The organism is Sporosarcina sp. FSL K6-1508 (assembly GCF_038007465.1).
Lineage (GTDB): Bacteria > Bacillota > Bacilli > Bacillales_A > Planococcaceae > Sporosarcina > Sporosarcina psychrophila_B.
Genome location: NZ_JBBOXF010000001.1, coordinates 2,315,801 through 2,334,066, shown reverse-complemented (window position 1 = coordinate 2,334,066; position 18,266 = coordinate 2,315,801). Strand labels below are relative to the sequence as shown.

At 37.8% G+C, this 18,266-nt stretch carries 16 protein-coding genes and 2 riboswitches; of the genes, 8 read left to right on the top strand and 8 right to left on the bottom strand.

The features are described 5' to 3' along the window. Position 1: 1 nt before the first annotated feature. The 3 genes from MKZ11_RS11715 to pepF all read left to right on the top strand — a co-directional run bounded on the left by MKZ11_RS11715 (position 2) and on the right by pepF (position 3,164). The gene (locus MKZ11_RS11715) at positions 2-445 is read left to right on the top strand and encodes a hypothetical protein (RefSeq protein ID WP_340794609.1); all 444 of its coding nucleotides are present in this window, start codon (positions 2-4) and stop codon (positions 443-445) included. 470 nt (positions 446-915) lie between these two features. Continuing rightward, positions 916-1,221 carry a hypothetical protein gene (locus MKZ11_RS11710; protein WP_340794608.1) on the top strand — a complete coding sequence of 102 codons (306 nt, stop codon included), beginning with the start codon at positions 916-918 and terminating at the stop codon, positions 1,219-1,221. Between the two features lie 110 nt (positions 1,222-1,331). Next, positions 1,332-3,164, top strand: a complete 1,833-nt coding sequence (gene pepF / locus MKZ11_RS11705; protein ID WP_340794607.1) for an oligoendopeptidase F — start codon at positions 1,332-1,334, stop codon at positions 3,162-3,164. Between the two features lie 63 nt (positions 3,165-3,227). Here pepF and MKZ11_RS11700 read toward each other — a convergent pair whose 3' ends face one another. Genes MKZ11_RS11700 through MKZ11_RS11690 form a run of 3 tightly spaced genes read right to left on the bottom strand, consistent with a single transcriptional unit; the run spans position 3,228 to position 5,731 of the window. Beyond that, complete coding sequence (locus MKZ11_RS11700) at positions 3,228-4,040, bottom strand: MetQ/NlpA family ABC transporter substrate-binding protein (RefSeq protein ID WP_340794606.1); 813 nt, start codon at positions 4,038-4,040, stop codon at positions 3,228-3,230. Between the two features lie 16 nt (positions 4,041-4,056). Next, entirely contained in the window at positions 4,057-4,728 is a 672-nt protein-coding gene (locus tag MKZ11_RS11695; protein WP_340794605.1) for a methionine ABC transporter permease, read from the bottom strand. Further along, complete coding sequence (locus tag MKZ11_RS11690) at positions 4,718-5,731, bottom strand: methionine ABC transporter ATP-binding protein (RefSeq protein WP_340794604.1); 1,014 nt, start codon at positions 5,729-5,731, stop codon at positions 4,718-4,720. Before MKZ11_RS11690 ends, MKZ11_RS11695 begins: the two co-directional genes overlap by 11 nt. Before the next feature lie 106 nt (positions 5,732-5,837). Continuing rightward, positions 5,838-5,948: riboswitch (SAM riboswitch) on the bottom strand. A 228-nt stretch (positions 5,949-6,176) separates the two neighbouring features. Between MKZ11_RS11690 and MKZ11_RS11685 the strand changes: the two genes are divergently transcribed. Continuing rightward, positions 6,177-7,346, top strand: coding sequence for a pyridoxal phosphate-dependent aminotransferase (locus tag MKZ11_RS11685; protein WP_340794603.1), 1,170 nt, complete (start codon positions 6,177-6,179; stop codon positions 7,344-7,346). A gap of 157 nt (positions 7,347-7,503) precedes the next feature. Here MKZ11_RS11685 and MKZ11_RS11680 read toward each other — a convergent pair whose 3' ends face one another. Continuing rightward, positions 7,504-8,349, bottom strand: a complete 846-nt coding sequence (locus MKZ11_RS11680; RefSeq protein WP_340794602.1) for a GNAT family N-acetyltransferase — start codon at positions 8,347-8,349, stop codon at positions 7,504-7,506. 246 nt (positions 8,350-8,595) lie between these two features. Between MKZ11_RS11680 and MKZ11_RS11675 the strand changes: the two genes are divergently transcribed. Further along, positions 8,596-9,078 carry a uracil-DNA glycosylase gene (locus MKZ11_RS11675; RefSeq protein ID WP_340794601.1) on the top strand — a complete coding sequence of 161 codons (483 nt, stop codon included), beginning with the start codon at positions 8,596-8,598 and terminating at the stop codon, positions 9,076-9,078. A gap of 130 nt (positions 9,079-9,208) precedes the next feature. Here the strand turns inward: MKZ11_RS11675 and MKZ11_RS11670 are convergent, their stop codons facing one another. The 4 genes from MKZ11_RS11670 to MKZ11_RS11655 all read right to left on the bottom strand — a co-directional run bounded on the left by MKZ11_RS11670 (position 9,209) and on the right by MKZ11_RS11655 (position 14,510). Continuing rightward, positions 9,209-10,720, bottom strand: coding sequence for a sodium:solute symporter family protein (locus tag MKZ11_RS11670; RefSeq protein ID WP_340796985.1), 1,512 nt, complete (start codon positions 10,718-10,720; stop codon positions 9,209-9,211). A 27-nt stretch (positions 10,721-10,747) separates the two neighbouring features. Next, positions 10,748-11,500: an SDR family NAD(P)-dependent oxidoreductase gene (locus tag MKZ11_RS11665; protein WP_340794600.1), complete on the bottom strand. Its 753-nt coding sequence runs from the start codon at positions 11,498-11,500 to the stop codon at positions 10,748-10,750. Continuing rightward, positions 11,500-13,221, bottom strand: a complete 1,722-nt coding sequence (locus tag MKZ11_RS11660) for a methyl-accepting chemotaxis protein (RefSeq protein WP_340794599.1) — start codon at positions 13,219-13,221, stop codon at positions 11,500-11,502. The genes MKZ11_RS11665 and MKZ11_RS11660 overlap by 1 nt, the downstream gene beginning before the upstream one ends. A gap of 134 nt (positions 13,222-13,355) precedes the next feature. Next, a riboswitch (cyclic di-GMP riboswitch) is annotated at positions 13,356-13,441 on the bottom strand. Between the two features lie 160 nt (positions 13,442-13,601). Beyond that, positions 13,602-14,510 carry a PhzF family phenazine biosynthesis isomerase gene (locus MKZ11_RS11655; RefSeq protein WP_340794598.1) on the bottom strand — a complete coding sequence of 303 codons (909 nt, stop codon included), beginning with the start codon at positions 14,508-14,510 and terminating at the stop codon, positions 13,602-13,604. A gap of 339 nt (positions 14,511-14,849) precedes the next feature. On the opposite strand from MKZ11_RS11655, the gene MKZ11_RS11650 reads away from it, so the two are divergent. The 3 genes from MKZ11_RS11650 (at position 14,850) to MKZ11_RS11640 (ending at position 17,903) form a co-directional block, all read left to right on the top strand. Continuing rightward, entirely contained in the window at positions 14,850-15,281 is a 432-nt protein-coding gene (locus tag MKZ11_RS11650; RefSeq protein WP_340794597.1) for a cytidine deaminase, read from the top strand. Between the two features lie 64 nt (positions 15,282-15,345). Further along, a complete protein-coding gene (locus MKZ11_RS11645; protein WP_340794596.1) occupies positions 15,346-16,347 on the top strand; it encodes a M23 family metallopeptidase in 1,002 nt (333 codons plus the stop codon). A 197-nt stretch (positions 16,348-16,544) separates the two neighbouring features. Beyond that, on the top strand, positions 16,545-17,903 hold the full coding sequence (locus tag MKZ11_RS11640) for a transposase (protein ID WP_340794595.1): 1,359 nt from the start codon (positions 16,545-16,547) through the stop codon (positions 17,901-17,903). Positions 17,904-18,266 lie beyond the last annotated feature (363 nt).

The following is an 18,266-nucleotide window of genomic DNA, read 5'->3' as shown; positions in this document are numbered from 1 at the left end:
CATGAAAATAAGAGCAATATTATTGATTGCTATTATGATTATGGGCACATATGCAATGATCCAACTTTCCCTGGGCTATGACAAGAAAGAGCTTACAAAGGTTCTTGGAGTCACGGAATCTCCGTTTAGTTTACTGACCTTTTCGGAACCGTCCCTTTCAGGTGCCGACCCCAAAATTTGGAAGGTTGATGATGAATCTGAAATTGAAAGCTTACTTGAATTCCTTCAAGATTATCATGTTAGAAAATTAAAGCCAAAGAAAATCAATAAGATTGATGACATCAATCAGTTCATTATTAATTTAACAGATAAAAATGGAGACAACTTTAGCATTATTGTGAATGAAAATCTAATCATCCAAAATTCTTCGCTATATTATGAAATCGTCGACGGTCCATTAGACATGGATTGGATTGTTCAATTTTTCATCAGCAATAAAATTTAAACAATCTAACACGAGGACAAGAAAGTTTTTCTATTCTTGTCCTTTTTAATTCATTTATTTAATTGGATTAATAATAAATAGCCAACATTAAATAAAAAACAAGAAAAATTAAATACTTTTTGCTCGGTCGTCCATTGTATTTGTCCTTTTTTTTTGTTATATTCAGCATCCTTTTCAGACACCGCTCCCTCAACGTCCTGCGATAACAAACACAATACCACTGATAATTAGTTCTTTCATTTATCCCATGCACCACTTTCGTAAAATCAACTAAAAATATTGTACAAATGAATACCCATATTAGCTGAGCAAAGGCGCCTTACAAGGAAAAGCGAATTTAATGGTATTCTTTATTTCTAGATATATAGTCTATCATTCATTAATAAATCACTGTTCCTAGTTTTATATCCCTAAGAATTTTCCCATTTCGTATATACTTAATGAAAGAGGACTTAAAAGGAGTTGATTACATGGAATTTAAAAGTATTGATGCGCAAGTCATTCAAAAATATCAACAAGATGAACAATTGATGATTCGGTTGTTTGTACAATGGTGTGCGAATAATGAAGTGAATCCACATGACTTATACAGACGCGCATACCCCGAACAACAAGAAAATGAGACGATGAAGAAAATAATAGAGGAAGCTAAATACGAAGAAGAAATAGAGATTGATAATGAAACGATGCTTGATGTCCTGCAACTTTTCGGCAATGATAACCTTTCCTTTATCCTAACAGATGAAATTGAACGTCTTTCAAAAAATCAAAAATAACGCAACCTATCTGAAAGTTACCAAAAAAGGGATTTGTTTTTTTACTTTTACTCTATTGTACTATATACTATTATTTAGTTCGACATCCGTAATAAAAGGGAGAGATTATATTGGTTAAAAGTATGCCGCCGCGTTCAGAAGTAAAGACAGAAGAAACATGGAATCTGCAAGATCTTTTCAAAACGGAAGAGGAATATGATGCTGCGATAATTGAATTGGTAAAAGAAGTCGATGCATTTTCCGAAAAATTCAATGGCAACATTAAAGATGCTAAATCCGTAATCGAGGCATTGAAAGGCTTTGCGGCTGTTTATGAAAAAGTGGTTCCTGTTGGCACGTATACGAGTTTGTCGTCAAGTACAGACCAAACAGATGACGAAGCACAAATGCGTTCAAGCAAGTTTGGTTCCACTGCCGCGAAAATAAACAGCAAACTATCATTCGTCAACAGTGAGCTTTCTGAGTTACCCGTAGATGTTTTGGAAAATGCAATGAAACAATCAGGTGATTTTAAAAATTACTTGGAGAAATTGATACGCAAAAAAGAGTACCAATTACACCCTGAAGTTGAAAAAACATTAGCTGCTTTCTCTTCCACATTCGATGGTCCATACGGCTTGTATAACACGACTAAAATGGTTGATATGTCATTCGATGATTTTGAAGTAGATGGGGAAAAGTATCCGCTTAGCTATGTGTCATTTGAAGGTGATTGGGAGGGCGAAACGGATACCGCCAAACGTCGTGCAGCATTTGATGCATTTTCCGCTAAGCTAAAAGACTACCAATATACAACAGCAAAAACATATGACATGCATTTGCAAACTGAAAAAACCACGGCTGATCTACGCGGTTATAATACAATTTTTGACTACCTATTATTCAATCAGGAAGTTGATAAATCCATGTATGACCGTCAAATTGATTTAATCACGAAAGAACTAGCGCCCCATATGCGGAAGTACGCAAAACTTCTTCAAAAAGTCCATGGACTCGATAAAATGACGTTTGCTGACTTAAAGATTTCGCTCGATCCGACATATGAACCTAAAATTACTATAGAAGAATCGAAAAAGTACATTGATGATGCACTCGCTATAATGGGTGATGATTACATGGATATGGTGGATCGTTCATACAAAGAACGATGGATTGATTTTGCTCAGAATAAAGGAAAATCAACAGGAGCATTCTGTTCTAGCCCTTATGGCAACCATCCCTATATCCTAATTTCATGGACAGGCAGTATGAATGATGTATTCGTCTTAGCTCATGAATTAGGGCATGCGGGCCATTTCTACAATGCGAACCGTGAGCAAAACGTATTCAATGCACGCCCATCCCTATATTTCATCGAAGCACCTTCGACGATGAATGAAATGCTCGTGGCTAACCACCTATTAGAAAACTCAAATGATCCGAAATTCAAGCGTTGGGTCATTTCATCAATTGTTGCACGCACGTACTACCATAACTTCGTGACACATTTACTAGAAGCCGCATACCAGCGAAAAGTTTACGAACGCATTGACGCAGGAGGCAGTGTCAACGCAGGTGTACTGAACAACTTGAAACGCGGCGTTCTTGAAGAGTTCTGGGGGGATGATGTCGAGATTAATGAAGGCGCTGAACTTACATGGATGCGTCAGCCACACTACTATATGGGCTTATATCCATACACATACAGTGCCGGACTCACTATCTCCACGCAAGTGTCTAAACGTATCTTGGAAGAAGGTCAGCCAGCCGTCGATGAATGGCTTGAAGTATTGAAAGCTGGCGGTACAAAATCCCCTGCTGAACTTTCAAAAATGGCGGGTGTTGATATTACAACAGAAAAACCATTGCATGACACAATTGCTTATATCGGTGATTTGATTGATCAGCTAGTTGTGTTGACGGAAGAAATTGAGGCAAGCGAAACGGCTAACGTTTCACAATAAGGACAAAAAAAGCTGATGAAACCGTAATGGTCTCGTCAGCTTTTTGACGTTGCTAGCTAGATTTCACTTCATCCACGCTGGTTTGCCAAAGCCTTCAAAATCTGAATCAATTACTTTTTCAAATTCTGCAGATTCTACTACTTCAATAATATCTTTAGCAAATTGCTTTTCAATATTTTCTGTTTTTACAGCAACCACGTTTCTATAAATATCAAGCATGTCCTCTAGTGCCAGCGCATCCAATAAATTCATACTTGCAGCCAAGGCAAAGTTTCCAGGAACTGCCGCTAAATCAGTACCATCAACTGAACGTGGAAGCTGACCCGCTTCGATAGGTTGAAACACCAAGTTCTTCTTATTCATTGTTACATCTTTTTCAGATACCTTTAGCACTTCTGCATTTGGATCTAATTCAATTAGTCCTTCATCCTGTAATACTAAAAGCGCGCGGGCTCCGTTAACTGGATCATTTGGCAGAGTAATTTTCGCTCCATCTTCAATGGCTTCAATTGTCTTGAATTTATTCGAATAAATGCCCATTGGAGCTGTTGGAACGATAATAAGTGGTGATAACTCCTCTTTCGTTTCTTTAACGACATTTTCTAAATAAGTCGTGTTTTGGAACAGGTTTGCATCAATATCGCCACTTGCTAGTGCATTGTTCGGCTGAATATAATCACTAAACTCAATTAGTTCAACTTTATAACCTTTTTCTTCAAGTCCAGGAATAATCGCCTTTTTCAACATATCACTATATGGACCAGCGGTTGCACCAATTTTCAAGGATTTGTCATCCGAAGCTTTTTCTTTGCCACCGCAAGCAGCAAGTGCGGTTCCAAGTACGAGTACTAATACGACTAATAGAAACTTTTTCATAATTTTTCTCTCCCCATCATCTTTTATCAATTACTTTTGAAATCCGATCTCCTGCAAATTGAATAACTTGTACAAATAGTATTAATATCACCACGGTCACTACCATTATTGTATTGTCGTAACGGTAGTAGCCGAATCGAATTGCTAAATCCCCGATTCCCCCACCACCAACAACACCAGCCATAGCTGAGTAGGCAACCAAACTAATTACTGTAAGTGTCACGCCTTGAATAATACTTGTTTTTGCTTCTGGCAATAGTACATCTTTGATAATCATCCACGGAGTTGCACCTACAGCGATTGCAGCTTCGATAACACCTTTATCAATTTCCCTTAGTGAAGTCTCCACAATTCTTGCGAAAAAAGGGATTGCTGCTGCAGATAACGAAACACTAGCAGCCCCAGGGCCTATCGGAGTACCTACTATTAGAATCGTTAAAGGGATTAACGCAACGAGTAAAATAATAAACGGTACAGAACGGACCATATTGACGATAAAGCCAATAACTGAGTTCAATGCCCGATTTTCTAAAAATAATCCTTTATCGGTAGTGAACAGCAAAATCCCTAGCGGAAGACCAATAACAAGTGCAATAACGAGAGAAATACTTATCATATAAAGCGTTTCTCCAAATGCTTTTGTAATATCAGGCATTAACTCTAAAACGTGTTGAAAATCAATTTCCATTGTCGATTACCTCCACTTGAGCAGCTCGTGATGACATATAGGCAATTGCCTTTTCTATTTCGTCATCTTCTCCTTTTAGTTCCATCAGGAAAGTACCAAGTGGCCTTTCTTGAATATATTCAATGGAGCCGTGTAGGAAATTACCTTGTATAGTAAATTGCTGCACGGTATCTGAGATAATTCCATCGCCTGCAACATCACCTTTAAACATGACCTTGACCAGTTTGCCCGTGCACTTGCTCAAAATCATTGCCGGTACATCAAATGACACAACACTACTGATAAATTCTTTCGTTAATTCTTCTTGAGGATTTGAAAATATATCATATACTTGTCCTTCTTCGATCACTTTTCCATCTTGCATAATTGCCATACGATCACAAATTTCTTTCACGACATTCATCTCATGTGTTATTAGAACGATTGTAATCTGTAATTCTTTATTTATTTTCTTCAACAGCCTTAAAATAGATAGCGTCGTATTTGGATCTAATGCGGATGTTGCTTCATCACACAGTAACACTGAAGGGTTATTCGCTAGTGCCCGGGCAATACCTACCCGCTGCTTTTGACCACCACTTAGCTGTGCAGGATAGACATCCCGTTTATCAGAAAGACCTACCATTTCCAGTAAGTCCGTTACCCGGCTGCTAATTTTATTGGTAGGTGTTTTTGCAGCCCGTAAAGCAAATGCAATATTTTCATATACAGTCTTTTGGCTGATTAAATAAAAGTGTTGAAAAATCATTCCTATTTTCAAACGTGCCTGACGGAGATTATTACCCCGTAACTTCATCAAATTTAATCCATCTACTAAAATCGTTCCGCTCGTTGGTTTTTCCAACAAATTTAGACAACGGATAAGAGAACTCTTCCCTGCACCTGAGTAACCTACGATTCCGAAAATTTCTCCCGTGTTAATGTCTAGTGAAACATTATCAACACCAGTCACGATTCTTTCTTTTGTTTTGTATACTTTTGACACGTTTTGAATTTGAATCATGCAATTCTCCTCTTTCTATAAATAGAAGTACGAAATCTCAGATGTCTGACCATATAAAAATGCTTCTCTCATATATGAAAGAAGCACCGAAAAATAAAATGGTTTCAGCTCATCTTTCAGAATGAAGTTCACTCTGTAGGAGTTAGCACCTTCCTTACATTACGCAAGGGGTTGCTGGACGTCATCGGGCCTATCCCTCAGTCTCTCTTGATAAGTACTATTATGTAATTGTTTTGATTGATAAGTTTCATAATAGTATGTCCCCATAAGATTGTCAATATAATAATATATTTGAAACTTCAAAAGTCATTATCATTTTCTTTTCATTCCATGTATACTGACATTAAGAAAAGTACTGGAGCCTAGACACTGCTCCAGGTGATAAATTTATACTTTCTTACCTTTTAAAATAAAAGTTGTGAGTACATAGAAAAGAGGTTATTACATGACACTATCAAATCGACTAAAGAATTTACCACCGCATTTTTTCGCATCACTTGTTCGAAACGTTCAGGAAGCACTTTCGGAAGGGCGTGATGTTATTAACTTGGGGCGTGGAAATCCAGATCAACCGACTCCTCCACATATTGTAAAAGCACTTCAAGAAGCAGTTGAAGATCCAACAACACACGGATACTCCCCTTTCAGAGGGACTGCCGAATTAAAACAGGCCGTTGCCGATTTTTATAAACGTGAATACAATGTTCATATTGATCCTAAAATGGAAGTAGCAATTCTATTTGGAACAAAGCCGGGATTGGTCGAGTTACCCCTCGCGATTATGAACGATAATGAATTACTCTTATTGCCAGATCCGGGATATCCAGATTATTTATCGAGTGTAAGCTTGGCCAATATTAAATATGACTTAATGCCATTACTTGCAGAAAACGATTTTTTACCTGATTACTCTGCTCTCTCCGATGAACAAAAAAAGCAAGCAAAATTAATGTATTTAAACTACCCAAATAACCCAACGAGTGCAACCGCAACGCTTCCATTTTTCGAAGAAACAGTTACTTTGGCAAAAGCCAATAATATTGCAATTTTGCATGACTTCGCCTATGGTGGAATCGGTTTTGACGGGGCAAAACCTATCAGCTTCCTACAAGCAGATGGTGCAAAAGAAGTTGGAATTGAAATGTACACATTGTCAAAAACCTATAACATGGCAGGATGGCGGGTCGGTTTTGCCATAGGAAATGCCGAAATCATTGAAGCAATCAACTTATTACAGGACCATTTATTCATAGATATATTTCCAGCAATTCAGCGTGCAGCAACAGAGGCATTATCGGGAAACCAGGACTGTGTGGATGAGCTTGTCTCACTTTACGAAAGCCGTCGAAATGTCTTAATTTCCGAATGTAAACGAATCGGCTGGGATGTCGTTGCGCCTACTGCCTCCTTCTTCGCTTGGCTTCCTATCCCAGAAGGATATACAAGTGAATCTTTCACCAAATTACTATTGGACAAAGCAGACATCGCTGTAGCACCAGGCCACGCTTTTGGAAAGTATGGGGAAGGGTATATCCGTGTAGGCTTATTGGAAAATGAGGATCGCTTAAAAGAAGCAATAGTACGGATTGAAAAACTCAATATTTTTCCACGATAAGATAGCTAGAACCGGATTTCACATCAAAAAAGCCTGGAGTAGCAACTCCTGGCTTTTTTGAATTAACTCTAGAAGAGAAATCAATTGTTCACTTTCTTATCAACCTCTTCCGCTTTCTTTTCATAAAAATCCCGTTCAATTTTATGATTCACATCTTCTATCTGAAGCCAAGCTGTACAGAATCTGCAATTCGTTTGTAGCCAATCTCCTGGTAGATTTTATTTGCTGTCGGATTCATTAGATCAGTATAAAGCACACAAAAATCATATTTTTTTAGAAGTTCTTTTGTTCCAGCAGCGACCATTGTTCGAGCATAGCCCTTCTTTCGCTGTTCCTTTGGTGTAAACACTAGGGAAACAGTTACGCCATGATTCGTTGGACGAGCTTTTTTCATCATCGAAACGACAACTTTATCATGCTCCCACAAAAATATTTCTTGGTTGGCCACAAATGATTCAACTCGTTTTTTTACATCTTTCTTTGCAGTAAGTGGCAATCCCGCGTCTTCTTCAAACAAATTGAACCACTTTTCGATAAGCGGACAATCTCCCTGGAGCGCAAACCGCCACGAACCCGGACTGGGCACCAATGTTTCATCGACTGTATCCAATCGATACAAACCTTGATCCATTAACACTTTACGAGTCATACCTGTTTTTACTTCCCACTTCTCGCTAAAAAGGTATGCCCATGGTTTTAAGCTAATGATGGAATTCATTTCAATTTCAAGTTCCAATAGGTTTCTTATTAACAAATCCATACATTCTTCCAAACGTTTGTCATTCGTAAAAATAAGGTTCAACGGATGTGGAGGAGTCATTTGAAATAAGGCGAGCACCTGCCCCTCCTCTTCAATCGTTGCCATAAAAGGGGTATCGTATCGACCTGCTTTAATTGCCTGCAGTACACCGAAAAAAAGACTGTATACATCTTCCCTTTCCGATACAACCGGTTCTGCTTTCACTGCAAATTCTTGCACATCCTGATAGTGTCTAAATTCCATCCCTACACCCCATTCGCATAAAAATAATTGCCATCAAAATAATATAACAATTCTACCACATTTAACCTATATGCTGTATCCCTGTTTGAAATCCATCGGTTAGTGGAAAGCTTTCCTTATTGAAAATAACATTAAAGTGAGCTGAGATTAATGCCTGACTTCTGTCCCAATATACTGTTAGAGGAACCAACCCCTGATCACCTTAAAAATTGCCGGGATTGCGGCCTATACGAGCAAGGGACACGGATGGTATGGGGTGAAGGCAATCCGAAAGCGCCGATTATGATTATTCTAGATAATCCTGGGGCACGTGAAAATCGTGAGGATGAGGCATTTCTTTGTGGAACGCGGCAAACACTGCAAGAAGTTGCGAATGAAGCAGGCTTGAATATAGATGATCTGTACGTCACTTTTATCCTTAAAAGAAAACCTGTGCGTGCATATGACAAAGACTTGGTGCGGCAAATTTGTATGAGGCATTTGGAACAACAGCTTCAAGAAAAGAACCCCTCTCTAATTCTTTGCTTAGGGAACGTGGCGGTCCAAGCTTTTTTTCAAGATCCCGAAGCCGAAGTCAAATCATTGCGAGGCAGTTGGCACGATGTACGAGGGTTTCAGACTGCAGTCGCCTACCATCCGCTTGCGGTTAGGCGTCGTCCTAACTTACGGCACTTATTTTTGGAAGACTTGGCTTTCATTGCGAAGCGTTTTCATAATTTGAGCTTCTAACTACGATATAAAGTTTTCAATTCCCGAAATTACTATTTAAACAAAGCTATATGGGTTCATGATTTAATCAGATAGGGTTGGGAGAATTCAAAAAAACAGGACATGCTCTTGAGCATGTCCTGTTACCGAATCAGATAGTAGGCTGTTTAGATGTATTTTCTATATCTAGTTCTTCTTTACTTCCTACGTGATCAAGTTCTTTATTTTTTTCAATCTCATGCATGTCAAGAACATGTTGGGTAGGCGGGATTAATAAACTTACCACGACAATTGTAATCCCGGAAAAAATCACACCCGAGAAAACAGGTGCTAGCCATAAATCGCCCAATAAGCCCAAAAACCCATCCGATTGAATGTTTGGCCCCGGAACATGAGTAAGTGACGTAATAACATAATATACGAGTCCAACAGATATACTAGCCCATACAGCCGGAGTACTTACACGTTTCCAAAACGGTCCTAAAACAATCGGCCAGAACAACGTAACAAATACAACATCCCATGCTAAATAAGCTAAATCGATAACTTTTTGAGCACTTAGCGCTAGGATTAAACCTAACAAAGCACTTGCAAGAATCACCATTCTGGAAAAAAATAATAGTTTTTTCGGATCAGGATTTTTATTAATAAAATCTAAATAAATATTTTTAGTAACAATTCCCGAGGTTGCTACATAACATGCCGCAACAGTCGACATACCCATCGCAGCCATCGCCGTTAAAAAGATAGCAGATAAAATCGGTGGGAAATAGCCTTGTGCAAAAACAAGCATTAATGTTTCGGGATTGGAACTGTTCGGGTAAATAGATTTAAATGCTTCCCCTAACATTCCAGGTATCCAACTAATAGCAATGATTACTGAACCTGCAATAATCATACTAAGCTGTGCGACACGCGGACTTTTTGCGGCTGCAACTCGTTGTCCTAAGTCCACTGCTGGAATATCACCAAGTGCTAGAACTAAGTAGAGCGTCCAGAATTCAACTCCGCCCCTACTAAATAGTTCATTTACATTCCACCAATCAGGGTTAAATGTAACATCGGGATAATAGAATAAAACAAATATGGTTATCCCAAGGATTCCTGCTACCGCTAGAGCCCCTTGGACAATTTCGGTATAAGCGACAGCCCATAAGCCTCCAATAACGGAGTAGAGCGCCGTTAATGAAACAAATAATAGTGCGGCTGGAAGAAAATCAATTTGGAAAAGTTGTTGGATAATATATGTCCCCCCAACAGTGAGAGCCGCAGCATTGAAAATACCAAATGCAACGGCCATCACGATTCCCGTGTATGCGCCTAATTTTTTACTGCCATATCTCAGTCCATAATAATCGGCTAAAGTCCATCCTCTTAACCGTCTTAAAGGCTTAGTCCAGATTAAAGCGCCTAAAATCATACATGTACCTAAGCCGCCCATTGTTGCTGAACCTTCAAAACCTCCACTTGTATAACCTGAGCCAACAGCTGCAAAAAAGAACGGAGCAGCTAATAACGCAGCAATTAAACTCCCTGTTACCACTGATAATGGCATACTCCATCCTGCTACGATTAGGTCTTCAGCTGTTTTAACACGCTTATACCCTTTATAACCAATGTAATATATAAATATTAAATACAAACAAAACACGACAATATTCATCAATTCAAGTGCCCCTCATCTATATCTTTATCCGTTCATAACTACTCCACCGTTTGGAGTCAATATTTGACCTGTATAAAAGTCTGCATTTTCTGACGCTAAAAACAACACAGTTTTGGCGATTTCCTCGGGTTGAGCCAAGCGCTTTAATGGGTATTTCGCTGACTCTTCTGCGATATAATTTTCGCCGAACGCTTCCAGGATGCCAGTATGTGTTCCGCTTGGCGCCACAGCATTGACTAATATATTCGGCGCCAATTCTCTTGCCAAAGCTTTTGTAAAAGCATTAATACCACCTTTTGCCGCTGAGTAATGGGTAAATTCTTCACACCCTAGACTTCCAATATCTGAAGAGATATTAATAATTTTACCTTTATTTTTTTCCTTCATTCTTTTCGCCGCTTCTCGACAATTATAAAAGTTTCCATAAAGATGAACTTTTATCATTTTGTCCCACTGCTCATCAGTTAAATCTGTAATCGGAGCATTCTGTGCAAACCCGGCATTGTTTACAAGAATATCAATTGCCCCTAGATGGTTGTCCATATACTGGAACATATCCTTAACTTGTTGAGAGTCAGATACATCTGCACAATACTTTAAAGCATTCACACCATGATCTTTCGCTTGTAGGCGGACTGTTTCGGCCTCTTGATCGCTGCCAATATAGTTTATTAAAATATTTGCTCCCTGTTCAGCAAAAGCCAAAGCAATTGCCTTGCCTATCCCCATACTCGAACCTGTAATGAGAACATTTTTACCAGTAAGCTTTAAATCCATTAATCTTCACTCTCCAATTTGAAGTTTGTAATTAGGGATTGCAACTTCTCTGCAGTTTGGCCTAATGAAGCAGATGCTTCTTTCACTTCCTGCATCGATACCAATTGTTCTTGTGTTGATTGTGAGACACTCAATGAAAACTCGGTAGATTGTTGAGATGTTTTCTTAATATTATTAACGGATGCCACGACTTCTTCAGACGATGCAGATATTTCTTGAGAAGCCGCAGAGATTTCCCGGATTTGATCTGCCACTTCGTCTGCAGATTGTACAATCCTTTTAAATATCTGACCTACTTCATTCGTATAATCCATTCCCACTCTTACGTCTTCTTTCCCTTTTTCCATCACAGTTACAGAGGCATTAGAATCTGTTTGGATCATATGAATTAATTGGAATATTTCTTTAGCTGACTGTGATGATTGTTCAGCTAATCTCCTTACTTCATCTGCAACAACAGCAAAGCCTTTCCCATGTTCACCAGCTCTAGCCGCTTCAATTGCAGCGTTTAGTGCTAACAAATTTGTTTGCTCCGCTATTGCAGTAATAATATTCACAATGTCGCTGATCTTGTTAGAATTAGCATGTAAACCATTAATAGTTTCTTCTATTTGCTCGACAGATGTATTAATTAATTGCATCTGAGCAATCACCTGTTGAACAACTTCATTTCCTTGTTCAGCAGCAAGTGATGCTGAAAGAGACGATTCAGAAGCAGTATTGGCTGAATCAGCAATTTGTTGTATACCGCCTGCCGTTTCTTCCATTGCAGCGGCTGTTTCTTCAGTCATTACCAAAGAAGTTTCAGCGTTTTGAGCGATATTCTTCATTTCTTTTGAAACGTTTGTAGAACTAATATACGATTCTGTCGCATTCATAGTTAGCTGATTAGCTGATGATGCAACGTGATCAGATGTATTTCTAATGTTTAATATGACATGTTGCAAGTTTGAAACCATTGTTTTTATCGATTGTGAAAGTTGTCCAACTTCATCATTTGTAATCTGAAGATCAACATCGTTCAATTCTCCATTTGCCACTTGGTCTGCAACAATGACCACTTTTTTGAGTGGTAATAGAAGCCGATCAATTGTAAAATACAGTAATACTAATAAGATTGAAATTCCGATTACTGCAATAATAATCTGTTTTGTAACACTTTTTTTAATGATGGTGTCAATATAATCCGCAGAGTAATCAATTCCTAACACGGCAATTGTATTTCCACTTTCATCTTTAAGAGGGCTGAAAACTGTTCGCCATGATCCAAATGAGTCCTCAAAAATGCTTGTTACCTCTGATTGATCATTTTTAATCGCGAGCTTAGCAGTATCTACATGGACAGGAGCAAGATCAGTAAACAATTCCCCTGCTTCATACGCTTCATTCAAATTTTCCGTATAGCCGATAGGAGTGACACCATCGTCCTCCATTTTCCATATATAACTCCAAAACATAATTCCTTGTTCTTCTCTTATTTCATCCAAGGTTCTTTGCATTTCTAAAAATTCAGAATCGCCTTCACCTTGAACTGTCAATAACCCATCTATATCTTTGGAATCGAGGTTCCTAGCTGTCAATAAGCCAACACTTTTCAATTCTTGTTCAAGGTCATTCTCTAACTGACCGTTCAATTGAGAGATACTCTGTGTCGTTAGAACAGCAAAAAGTGCTAAAACAATGACAGATACTGTGAGTAACAACTTATACTTCAGTGACATGTTCTTAAAAAAACGCATAATGATTATTTCCTCCACTTCTACTTATGTTTGTTTGTTTCTTTCTTTCAAAAAAAAAAGCCTATTTCACATTGAAATAGGCAAATAAAAAAAACTAGACTATTATCTAGCATTTCTTGAGCAGCTCAGCCGTCATAGTAATAATTACTTTAGACCCGTAGCTTTGCGTCCCTATTTTTCAATAAGTTTGCCTATAACCATCAAAAAATATACCACATAGTCTAATAGATGGCAATAAGAAGTACTAAAAGTTTCATAGATTACTATAATAACTCTTCATAATGCACTACTTAAAAAATGCCCAAAAGAGTATATAGTCATTGGTGAAAAAGAAGATGAGAGACTTTACTACCCCGCCCAATTTATGTTTCGTTATTTTTAATCGTTACATCAAATTCTTTTACAAAGACTGCATTACCAGTAATTTCAATATTAAATGTTTGATTATTTTTGATTACTTCAACTTGTACTCTTCCATCTTTGTCAATTTCAATACCTTGTTCAATTAACAAGGTTAATTTAGTGTCAAAGTCATTTTTAATATTTTTGGCATAATAAGCTCCCATTACACCTGAAGCAGTGCCTGTCACCGGGTCCTCTATTGTACCGGAAAATGGAGAAGAGAAATGGCGGGCATGCATATCTGCATTAGAATCATGCGTTTCAAGGCAGAAAGGGTGGACAGACGCTTTTGGCATTTCTTTTAAAATCGTTGGAAACTGTTTATTGTTGGGCTTCATCTTTTTGAATGCTTTAAGCTTTCTTATAGGAATTAACAAAGTCCATATGCCTGTACTTCCATATAAAATTGGTAAGTCAGTTTCTATATCATCTATACCAATCCCGATTGACCTAGCTAAATCTTCCTTGGAACCTTTAAACTCTTCAAACTGCGGAGATGCCTGTTTCATAGTTATGTATAGTTCATTTTCTATAGTCGAACTTATCCTTATTGGTAAAATTCCCGCTTTTGTTTCTATTGTTAACTCCGTTTTCTCCCCTATTAATCCTTTTGATTTTAGTGCATAAATAGTTGCCATAGTTGCGTGACCACACAAATCCATCTCTCTCCCTGGCGTAAAATAACGAATCCTAATATCGGCAACGTCTGAATGCATAGGAAAAGCTGTCTCACTAAAACCCATATCTAAAGCTACTTCTTGCATTTCAATCTCCGTTAGTTCATCGCCATCCAAAACTACTCCTGCAGGATTTCCTTTATTCGGTTTGTTACTAAATGCATCATAATGATAAACTTTTACAGTTTTCATTTTTAACAACTCCCTCTCAATTTTCATTCGTAATCTCTTGTGTATTAAATAGCTTCAATCGAAAATATATTGCAGATAAAGGTTTATAAAACTTGTACATTGATATCCTCATACTATGATTTTGGATATAACTAGTGTATACCTTATCAATAGTATTTCAGGAAACTTTAAAAAACAGACCATTCCATGCCAATTCGTAGCAATTGGTATGCTTAAATAATTCAATGCAGTATGTTTCAGAAGTAAGATTACTGCCTTCACTCTTGAGGAAGGAAGAAAGGAAGCCATAAATACAAATATTTCACTAATGAGGTAAAATAGTGGTAGGAGGGGATTATTATGTTAAAAGTTAGAGCTTTGGAAAATAGGGATTATGAATTAATTAAGGCTGCAGAAGACGTAATAGAAAAAAATTATAGATATGGACGACACCACATTGGTTCATCGGTCAGAACTACATCAGGTAATATTTTTGCAGCTGTACACGTCGAAGCAAATGTTGGCAGAATAACGGTATGTGGAGAAGCAATGGCGATTGGAAAGTCAATATCAGAAGGAGACCATGAGTTTGAAACGATTGTAGCAGTTGCTCATCCTCATCCACAAGAAGACATTGAAAAATGTTGGGTCGTTGCACCATGTGGCATGTGTCGCGAGTTAATAAGTGATTACGGTAAGGATACTGACGTAATCATTCCCTACAATGGTGAATTAGTAAAATGTAATGTAATGGAGTTACTACCGGAAAAATACTCAAGTGATTTAGAATAAAGAATACATCGGGATAGCAAAAGAAATGGTTCAGTCTTACATTTAAATAAAAAAGGAGGATTTTATGGACAGATTTCAAAATGATTATATAACTCCAGAGAATTTCGGAGATTCTTTTTTACATGGAAAACCAGAATCCATTTACAAACAATGTATTAAAGATTTTAAAGAGATAGTATCGCTCCAGCAATTTAAAGAACTAGTACAATCGATTAATAAGAACGTTGAAAGCTTCCAATTAATTGAGACATCATCTTTAGGGTATTATATACAATATTTATGGTTAGATAGCCATAAAGAAAAAGTGATTTGTGTTGTATTCGATTCGACTAATAATATCCATCGTCTTTTGATAAAACCTTATATAATCTTTCCAAAGAGTGACAGACCTTCTTCAAAAAACTTATATAATATGCCTATTAAAGATGAATGGTTTGTCTTTTGGGGCGGAAAAAATGAATTTCTAAATTATCATTATGTTTATGAATCACAGAGATACGCATATGATTTAGTTGTCATGAAAGATAATCAAACGTATAAAGATAAAAAAATGCGTAATGAAAATTACTATGCATTCAATAAAGAGGTTGTTGCACCAACTGATGGCAAGATCGTTAAAGTGATCAATAATATAATCGATAACGTCCCTAGTGAAATGAATGAATTACAGCCGGCAGGCAATTATATCGTTATAAAGCATTTCAATAACGAATATAGCTTATTAGCTCATTTCAAACAGTATTCTATAATGGTAAAAGAGGGAGAGGACGTTAAACAAGGTCAAGTTGTCGGATTATGCGGGAATTCCGGTAACTCATCAGAGCCACATATACACTTTCAGGTAATGGATTCGCCTGATATTAATAATTGTAAATCAATATGTATCCGTTTCACGGATGGTATAGTGCCAATTCAAGGCGATATAGTTACACAAGGTACTCCAAATAATAATACGGATAGTTCGAACTCGCGTTCATTAGATAAATTTGACAAAGCTGAACTTGCATTTTCTTTAACAGATGCTTTGTTAATAATTCCTCGTTTTATTGGTTCATTATTTAAGTGATATGCTAAAATTCTAATTAATGATCAACCAGGTGAGTTGAATTCTTCAATATATGAATTTTTTATTTAAATGAGTTAATTTCATAATTCTCAGCCCATACGCACCAATGCTTTCTAGACATTAAAAATAGAGTACCTCCCCAAATCTTGTATAATGTAGTCACCACAACAAACATTACAGACTGGAGAGATACCCCTATGTCTATTGTACGACAACAAAGCCTTTTTGACATGCATGAACTATATGATATTGAACCTACCCATCGTTTTAACGCCATTTTTTCAACGTTAAACCTTGAACCTGTCTGGACTTTGTTCGATAAAAACACAAATGTAGGTGCGCCGAGAGAATTAAATTATGGGGCCATGGTCTATTCGTTAATCGCTCGTGTGGTGGAGCGAATTCCGACGGTGAAGGACCTTGTGAAACGTCTTGGAAATGACCCTTTTTTTCGATATGACTGTGGCTTTCTCCATTCGGATACGGTCCCATCCGAAGTATCTTATTCACGAATGATTGGACTGATTAGTGAATCAGATGCGATGGTACGCGTGCATGATGAACTCCTTCTGCTTGCGATTGATGAAGGATATATTACTGAAGAAAACATCGCCATTGACGCAACTCATTTTGAAGCGCGAGATCGCGCTTGGCCATCGGAAAAGAAAGAAAAACCTGCACCGAAAAAGCGGGGACGTAAACCGAAAGCAGAACATGAACAATGGTTGAAGGACAAACAAGTCGAAGAAGCAACACGCTCGATTTATGAAAAAGAGATTGTTCACCAACTATCCGAATCTGTGGAAACGTTATATACAGAGGCCCCGATCGATCCAAAGTGGGGAATCAAGAAAAACAGTGATGGGAAAAACTTTTCATGGTTCGGTTACAAAGCCCACTTAGCTGTCAGCACAAAGAGTCAATATATTCTTGCGGGGCTGATGACATCAGGTAATCTAAATGATGGAAAAGCAGCGATTCCCTTATTAAAAAAGATTGAACAGGATCTTCCGGATTTATTTACCGCAGGTCTTTTCGATGCAGGTTATGATTTTAAAGCGGTTTATCAGCAAGCAATAGATCAAAACTTACAAGCCGTCATTCCTTATAATCCTCGCGGTGAAGGAGAGGTAATTGGATACGATGCCCACTTCGCGCCAACATGCGTCCTGGAACATTCCTATCGTTACGACAGTTTTGACGCGACATACAGCACGCTGAAATATACCCGACCAAAAGAATGTGCAACTTGCCCATTACAACATGATTCACTTTGTCAGAAGACGTATAAAATCAGGCAGTCCGTGGATATCCGGAAATACACTTCCCCAGCGAGAGGGTCAAAAAGATGGACTGAACTGTACAAAGAACGTACAGCCGTTGAACGTGTCAATGCATATTTAAAGGAATACTTCGGCCTTACTAATGTCCGGCATCGAACTGGAAAGAAAGCGAGACTACACTTCCAATTGGTGACGCTTGTTTATAATGCCTCAAGATTAGCCACGGATCGGATTAGAGTAGAAATGAAACAACAGTCGTTACAAGCGGCCTAATTAAATCGTAATTCTATTTTTTAAAAAACTGAATTTCATTAAGGGGTTACTCCACGTATTTTTAAAAACGGCAATTATGAAATTAACTCAAATATTAGAATTATAACCATTCTTTCACATAAGAAACTAATCCAAAAAACGCAGCTATATATGTTGAATAAATGAATACCACGTATACGCTTTACAAGGGCTTTTGGGAGACCACTGAAAAACTCCCGATATTTGGATTTAATTAAAATTCCCGCTAATATCGCTTCGACGCTTTGTGGATGCCTCCCGCGATAAGCCAGAAAGGAGATCACTTGAGAGAGATTGAACTGCATCCCTCCTTGCTCTTATCGCTCCGGCTACCACGAAGACGCG